At 59.9% G+C, this 2,403-nt stretch carries 2 protein-coding genes and 1 pseudogene; 2 read left to right on the top strand and 1 reads right to left on the bottom strand.

Annotated features, from left to right (window positions below):
• Window positions 1-295: 295 nt before the first annotated feature.
• Window positions 296-772 carry an IS200/IS605 family transposase gene (gene tnpA, locus RDM88_RS12620; RefSeq protein ID WP_308755175.1) on the top strand — a complete coding sequence of 159 codons (477 nt, stop codon included), beginning with the start codon at window positions 296-298 and terminating at the stop codon, window positions 770-772.
• 98 nt (window positions 773-870) lie between these two features.
• On the opposite strand, the gene RDM88_RS12625 is transcribed toward tnpA, so the two are convergent.
• Entirely contained in the window at window positions 871-1,629 is a 759-nt protein-coding gene (locus RDM88_RS12625; protein WP_308755176.1) for a hypothetical protein, read from the bottom strand.
• 156 nt (window positions 1,630-1,785) lie between these two features.
• On the opposite strand from RDM88_RS12625, the pseudogene RDM88_RS12630 reads away from it, so the two are divergent.
• A pseudogene (locus RDM88_RS12630) lies at window positions 1,786-2,403 on the top strand (hypothetical protein); the annotation flags it as partial.

Consider the following 2,403-nt stretch of genomic DNA (forward strand, 5'->3'; position numbering starts at 1 on the left):
TGCTGCATCTCTATGAGAAGATGATCGAACTTGGTCATGGGGAGCAGGGAACGCAGGCACTGATTGAGTACTACGAAAAACAGATATGAATGTCCCGTCTCAAAAAGGGTCGGCCCATTTGGGCTGACCCTTTTTTGCGCCCTGCTTTAGCAGGTATGTTAGGCGTCTTGCCGTCTAACATACAAAAAGCCACCCGCTATGCGGGTGAGATTAAGAGCTTAAGCAAGAGCAACACCTTTCTGGTAAAATGATGAGTGTTCAAGCCATCAAAAAACCGAAAGAAAGGTGTTGCTCTATGGCAGAAAGTCTAGCACATACAAAATGGATATGCAAGTATCATATCGTATTTACGCCCAAGTACCGCAGAAAGATCATCTACCACCAACTAAGGGAAGATATACGGGAAATCATCCGGGACTTATGCAAATGGAAAGGTGTGCAAATCATAGAAGGGCATATGATGCCGGATCATATTCATCTTCTCGTTTCAATCCCGCCAAAAATGAGCATCTCAAGTTTCATGGGATATCTCAAGGGAAAGAGCGCGATGATGATCTTCGATCGGCACAGCAACCTGAAATACAAATTTGGCAACCGAAACTTTTGGGCAACCGGATATTACGTGAGTACGGTAGGGCTTAATGAAGCGACGATCGCCAAGTACATCAGGGAGCAGGAAAAAGCTGACCAGATTACAGATAGGCTAACGACTAAGGAGTACGCAGACCCTTTTAAGGGTTCGGTCGCCAAGCAATCAATGCACATGGCTTGAACAAAGTGAAAGCCAGCGTCATTTAGGCGCTGGCTTCGCATTCAGCCCTTATAGGGCTTTTTCAAGCCACGCTTTTTAAGCGTGGTCTTGACTTGCCGTCAGCCGTCCGCTTCCCGCCCGGCGTTTACGGCGGGCAGGCTTTCGAGCAGGCCAAAGAGCGCGAGCGCGTCGATGTTGCGCGCCATGACGCGGACCGTAAGGCCGCCCTCGCAGAGCACCGAGAAGTCGGCGGCCACATGCTCGTCCCCCGGCTCCCGGTGGTCGTACACCCGCCGCGCGAGCACCTGCGGGGAGAGGTCCTCCGCGAAAAAAAGCGGGTGGTCGAAGGTTTCCCTGTATTCCGCGGGCACGCTGTCCGCCCAGGGGATTTCGTAGAGGTGCACGTCGTAGCTCTCGACCGCTCCGATGTCGACGGCACGCCCCTCGTCGCCCGGCTCCGCGCGGGAGATCGAAAGGACGAGCTCGCGGTATTCGGCGCTGCCGACCGCCTGCTCAAAGCTGATGAAGAGGAAGTCCACGCCGCGGCTGGCCTCCCGCATGGCAACCCCCTCGGCGAGCTCCTGCGGGACGCAGCCGCCGAAATCGGGGTCTCCGAGCGCCTCGGCGTAGGTGAGGTCCCGGACGCCGGAGGGGAGAAAGTCCCTGTCGGCCTCCGCCGGCGGCGCGGACGCCTCGCGGGCCGGGGCCGCGCCGTCCGTTTCGGAGGCGGTTTCGGGCGCCTTTGGCTCGGGCGGCGTTGAGGACGCGGCGGATACGGCGGACTCCGGCGCGGAGGAGGCGGCCGGCGCATGCGCGGGCGCGACGCAGCTGGTCAAAAAAAGCGACAGCGCGAGCAAAACAGCAATGGTCCGGTTCATCAGATCAGCCCCTTTTCATCCTTCTGACACAGAAGTGCCGGGAAAAACCCGTTTTTCTGCGCCGCGCCGGGAATTTTCCCGCGCGGTCGCGGCGCGTATAAAATCCGCCCTCCCGCGCCAACAATAGAGGTAACGAAACGGCAAAGGAGACGGCTTATGGGAAGACGGGCGGTCGGCGTCTATGTGGCGCTGGTGCTGATTTTTACGGGGATGATCTGCCGCGTGTACGCGCTTTCGATGGGAGGGACGCTCGCTTCGGCGGCGAACACCCAGAGCGCGTTCCTGCTCGATGTAGACAACACGCGCGGCATCATCTACGACTGCAACTTAAAGCCCCTGGTGGGCACGGAGGTGCGCAAACTGGCGGCCGTGCAGCCCTCGCCCGAGGCGTTCACCGCGCTCGCCGAGGCGGGGGAGCAGGTGCCCGCGGGCGCTTCGCAGACAAAGCCCTACCTGCTTCCGGTGGAGGAGGAGGTCTACGCCAAGGGGATCGAGATGTTCGACGCGGTGCGGCGGTACGGGGACGAACAGCTCGCGCCCCACATCGTCGGCTATCTCAACCCCGAAAAGACGAACGGTGCGGCGGGCATCGAAATGGCGTATGACAGCCTGCTGGGGCAGTACGACGGCAGCCTCAGGCTGCGCTACACCCTCGACGCGGCGGGCCACACCCTCACCCTCAACCCGCCCGAGGTGCTGCGGGACAACTACAGGAGCGAGGGGGGCGTTGCGCTCACCCTCGACGCGGACTTCCAGCGGATCGCCCAGCGGGCG

The organism is uncultured Anaerotruncus sp. (assembly GCF_902490045.1).
In the GTDB taxonomy this organism is placed as follows: Bacteria; Bacillota; Clostridia; order Oscillospirales; family Ruminococcaceae; genus Anaerotruncus.

What these genes read in the sequence shown, in the direction of transcription:
- RDM88_RS12625 (WP_308755176.1), bottom strand. Translation starts at nt 1,629, where the DNA reads ATGAACCGGACCATTGCTGTTTTGCTCGCGCTGTCGCTTTTTTTGACC.
- tnpA (WP_308755175.1), top strand. Translation starts at nt 296, where the DNA reads ATGGCAGAAAGTCTAGCACATACAAAATGGATATGCAAGTATCATATC.